This is a genomic window from Pontibacterium sp., assembly GCF_041587635.1.
GTDB lineage: Bacteria > Pseudomonadota > Gammaproteobacteria > Pseudomonadales > Balneatricaceae > Pontibacterium.
This window is the reverse complement of the sequence record NZ_JBFGYC010000357.1, coordinates 1-4,312: the sequence shown is the minus strand read 5'-3', so window position 1 is coordinate 4,312 and position 4,312 is coordinate 1. Positions and strand designations below refer to the sequence as shown.

Sequence of the window (4,312 nt, the reverse complement as noted above, 5' to 3'; positions counted from 1 at the left end):
TTGCCTGTTTTAGCAGGGTTTGTTCGTACTCTTTGTAAGCGCTGATATCTTCTTTCATACCCAAATAGTGGGTGATCTTACCTTGGGATTTAATGGGGGTGATCGCTGTGCGTTCCCAGTACATAGAGCCATCTTTGGCACGGTTATGGAACTCTCCGCGCCATACTTTTCCTGATGTGATGGTCGTCCAGAGATCAGTATAATCCGTATCGGGTGTCCGTCCCGATTTAAGAAGACGCAAGTTCCGGCCTTTGATCTCCTCTGCAGTGTAGCCAGTGGTTCGCGAGAAGTGGGGGTTTGTGTATTCTACGTTACCTTGTAGGTCGGTGATGACGACTGCAACGGGGCTTTGCTCTACAGCCAGAGAGAATTTATCCAATTCATTCAGCGCCGTCTGAAGCTGAAGTGTGCGCTTGTCTACTTCGGCTTCGAGATTGTCATTGTATTTTTGCAACTCGTTACTGTTTAGGGCAATAGTAGATAGCATCTGGTTAAAGTTCTGTGCCAGTATGCCAATTTCATCAGTGGAGGTGATCGGTACCGGAGTATAATTACCAGACTCTGAAAAGCGCAGGGCAGCCAGAGATAGCTGGCGGATGTTGCCTAGGTAGCGGTAGATAAGCAGTCCCAGCAGCATGACCGTTAATGCTCCGGCCAGAAAAATAAACAAAGTGCGCTTTAGGATTTCTTCCCGTACTGCATCCATTCCTGCATGGGATTTTGCAAGGAAAATAGAGCCGGCCAAGTGACCGTCCATTCGGGATAACGGCTTGGCAGAAATAAAGTAGGTTTCACCAAATAGTGTCCTGACGACAGAATCTCCAGGGTGATCTAACAGTCTCTGGTATTCCAGATAGGGAATGGGCAGGTCGCGTATCGGTTCATTCTGATTCTTTAGGGTACTGGCCATAATGGCGCGTTCCCGCACAATTGTAATATCAATGTCTGTTGCTTCCGCGACCTGCTGGATAAAGGGTTGGTCCAACACTTTGCCTATCATCACGAGGCCAATAGTCTTGCCATCCAGCAGCGCAGGAGCGATTGAGAACAGGGTGAACTCATTACCGTCATGCAAAATCGCACTGCTTGGCTGGCCGTCTTTCAGTACCTGTTGCACGATACTATTACTGATGAAATTTGTACCCGTACGGGTTTTCTTCGTCAGGTCATACTGCAGCACACCGTTGGTGTTCAGTAGCAACGTGCGAAACTGGAGCAGTCCGGCACTTTCATATTGGCGAATATAGACCGGCATCACCGATGGATTTTGGCTGATAAAATAGCCTTTAATTTCAGGCTCTGATGCTAGGTGTTGTGCCCAGGTTTCGGTGGCGAGGCTGACCTGGTCAATAAAATCTTCATTGACTTGTAGGGTAGATTGAAACTGTTGCTGAATAAGTTGCTCGTAACCTTTTTGTGAGAATTGCACGTTAAACAGGGCTGTCGCCGCAAGAATAATGGCGGTCACTGTCAGGTAAGCGAGAGTCAGCTTGACGCTAATCTGACGATAGAATGGCAGACGTGTTATCGGCACTTAGCGTATCCCTTGATCGTATTCAGGGTAATGTTTCTCGAAAGCCTCGATAGCCCACTCAACAGACTTATCACTGTGGCAGCCACCATTTTGACAGGAGTTAGGCATGTCATAGGTTAGGGATGCTTTCGGTGGCACAATCTTAAATGCATGGCTGCGGATAGGATAAGCACCGCCTGATTTTACGATGTAGGGCATATGACAGTCCGCACAGCTTTTGCTGCTAGGTGGGCCTGGGTAATGCGGCCTGTCTTTTTCTGCAGCACTAAAGCTTATGCTGTCCGCGTGGCATTGGCCGCAACGCTTTTCCGTAACTGCAACGGATGGAAAGCGACGCCCCATACCATGTGAGTCGTGGCACGTTACACAGGTCAGGCCTTGCTGAGCTGTTTCCAGTGTTGGTTTTTGATCTGCCGGTGCGGAACGGTAGTCCTGTGAGTGGCACTCCAAACACTCGTCTGTCAGTTTTCCACGCGCTTCACTGTGTTTGCTCTTCAGTAGTTCTAAAGACTTGCTATGTTTCGATTCAGAAAAATCTGCAAACTCCTGATGGCGGTTTTTAGCTAAACCTAAACCCCACCAGTATTTTGATTGTGTATCTTCGGTTGGAGTGAGCGGTTGAAACTTTGCGTCGATTTCCTGGCCCGGTTGATAGTTAAGCGGGAAGTTAAATGTTGTCTGCATATGGTCAGAAGGCTGTTTTCCACGGGAGTGGCATTGTCCGCAGACCGCAGATTTTGTGGAGACAACGATGTCTCCTTTAGCGTGAGCCTCTTTGATATGACAAGTATTGCAAAGGTCGTTTTCGGTCTTGCGGCGGTTATTAACGTGTTGTTGGCCTGGACCGTGGCAAGCTTCACAACCTATACCAAATTCTGAAAATGTGAAGGTTTCCGGATCGAATCCCGTTGTATGGCAGCCATTACATTGGGTTGAGAGAGGGGTATCTTTCCAGCTGTCGACTTTGTAGGGCACCCATTGTTGGGTGGTGATCATCCATTTTGCGGTAAGAGGATAATACTCGCCGTCGATCATGCGAGCGTAAACCTGTTCCCACTTGTTCCCGATGACATATTCAATCTCTTCTTTCTTGAACGTTACAACAGGATTGTTTGTCGAAAAATCCCCTTGAATATCGTCAGGTGTGGTAACAGGCCGAAACATTTTAGGATGCAGGGTATTTTGGTGCCAGGAGGTGTAGTGGGTGTCGTGACACCCCTCGCATGTGCTGGAAGTTACGTAATTGTCTTTGGCAGGAAAGACTACATCCTCGTGCAGAAAAAATGCGGTGAGAGCAACAATAAGAACGAAAACAAGAGAAGTATTGACAGCATAGCTTGTTTTAAATGGCACAGAAAATACTCCAGATACAGCGGGAGAAAGCTATTTAATATGTTTAATTCTATTGTATTTATACAGTTAATATCAGTCTATTCAATATTAAGTAAGGTATGTTTTTCTGGTGCGTATAAACAGTGATCATTAGATGCAGGTCAAATGATAGCGAACTATTTTTTGCATATTTGCTCAAGCACGGTGAAGCTGGAATGGAATTATAGCAGAGAAGGCTGGGCGCTCTTCTAATAGGGAAAAGCGCCAGCTAAGTCAGGCTAATGCTTCGCCATCAAAGCGGATACCGTCCCAGCCATGGCTCATAAATGAACGGATGTTGCCGTGGTCAGTGCCGTCCGGTGTATTCAGTACATCCTGATAAAAACGTCCGAAACACGCCAGCGTTTGAGCCTGGTCCAGCTGGTTCAGCTTAGCAAAGGCAAAAATCTTACAGCTGCCTTCGTTCTGGCCGGCGTCATTCCGTACGTCGCCGTTGTTAAAGCCAGTGGCGGTGTAGCTGTAGTTGTCAGCGATCACCTGCATGGTGTCTTCAAAATCCAGCTCGCTGTCGTTGCCGATACGGCTGATAAAATCATTCAGAGTCATTGTTTTGCAGTTCCTGTTTTAACAAGGCTTGTACCAGTTCGGTCGTTGGTGCGTCTTCGCCCAAAGCGGCGCACCGGCGCAATACTGCACCACAGATCTCCTCCAGTTCAAGAGGGCGACCCTTTTCTCTATCAACCAGCATGGAGGTCTTGATCGCATCAAAGGTACTGATCAGTTCAAACATCTCATCCACATCCGCTTTGGTCAGCGGGACATTGTCGGCTTTTGCCGCTGTAGCGGTCTCTTCCATCATGCGGTATACCGCTTTGCCATAGGCCGGATGGTGAGTGAGTTTTTGGGTGTCCAGCAGCGTGAGTGCAGAGAGGGGGTTTACACCGTTGTTGATGATCAGTTTACGCCACAATTGATACTGAATATCGTCAGTTAATGTGGTGGGAATATGAGCATCGTTCAATGTATCCGCCAGCGGTTGTAACTGTCGCTGCAGCTCCGGTGTCTGCTCGGCGTTCGGCCATGCGCCCATCACAACCTGTGCAGGGCCTTTGGCTTCAATCACACCCGGTTTGATAATATGGCCACCAATGCGTACGGCCAAGCCGCCTATCGTGCGCTGATTGCCAATGGAGTTCGCGATGGCGGGCTCATTGTCCACGCCGTTTTGCAACGACAGGATTGGAGTACTTTGATCGGTTAGCCAGCTATCCAGCTCATTAAGAACAGATTCTGTTGCTCCAGCTTTAAGGGAGATCGCAATCAGGTCAAACTGGTTGGCCTCAGTCGTCGCGATTAGTGTGGCGTGATCCATGGCTGTCACGGGGCCCTGAAAGCTGAACTCCGGATGTTCAACGGTCAAGCCATCGTTTTGCAACGCTGTCAGGT

General features: G+C 48.4%; 4 protein-coding genes. All 4 read right to left on the bottom strand.

All coding sequences use genetic code 11. The features are described 5' to 3' along the window. On the bottom strand, nt 1-1,468 hold a 1,468-nt coding region (locus tag ABYW01_RS15375; RefSeq protein WP_372834299.1), incomplete at its 3' end, for a PAS domain S-box protein. A 66-nt stretch (nt 1,469-1,534) separates the two neighbouring features. Then, the gene (locus ABYW01_RS15370) at nt 1,535-2,887 is read right to left on the bottom strand and encodes a multiheme c-type cytochrome (RefSeq protein ID WP_372834297.1); all 1,353 of its coding nucleotides are present in this window, start codon (nt 2,885-2,887) and stop codon (nt 1,535-1,537) included. A gap of 252 nt (nt 2,888-3,139) precedes the next feature. Then, nucleotides 3,140-3,472, bottom strand: coding sequence for a HopJ type III effector protein (locus ABYW01_RS15365; protein ID WP_372834295.1), 333 nt, complete (start codon nt 3,470-3,472; stop codon nt 3,140-3,142). Then, nucleotides 3,459-4,312 (bottom strand): ketopantoate reductase family protein (locus tag ABYW01_RS15360; RefSeq protein ID WP_372834292.1); only part of this gene is annotated, 854 nt, incomplete at its 5' end. The genes ABYW01_RS15365 and ABYW01_RS15360, both read right to left, overlap by 14 nt.

Coding starts and splice junctions, on each gene's coding strand:
- ABYW01_RS15365 (WP_372834295.1), bottom strand. CDS start 3,472: ATGACTCTGAATGATTTTATCAGCCGTATCGGCAACGACAGCGAGCTG.